Raw genomic sequence first — 260 nt, 5'->3', positions numbered from 1 at the left:
GCTCAAAACTTGTATACAAATAGTTGAAGCCGCCGCGCGTGTTAATAGCCAATGGTGAGAACTCGGTTATTTGACACTGTTGTGCATCACCTTCTAACCTTATCTTGGATGTTATTAGTTGCTCTATTAGAGCTGTTTGTGATTTTACTTCGGCCCACTTAACTTGGCTGTCTTTATTTGGATCTATCTCTATCAGTAATGCTAGATCGCGAAGTGAGATCTCATATTCAGCGCTTACGGCACGCTCTTCATTGGTAGAC

The 260-nt window shown here is 41.9% G+C and carries 1 protein-coding gene; it reads right to left on the bottom strand.

Going from position 1 to position 260, the window contains the following annotated elements:
- Positions 1 to 260: hypothetical protein (locus tag SB749_RS19930; RefSeq protein WP_410711832.1), on the bottom strand; the 260-nt coding region annotated here is incomplete at both ends.

Source organism: Brevibacterium sp. SIMBA_078 (assembly GCF_046534565.1).
Lineage (GTDB): Bacteria > Actinomycetota > Actinomycetes > Actinomycetales > Brevibacteriaceae > Brevibacterium.
This window is presented reverse-complemented; position numbering and strand designations above follow the sequence as displayed.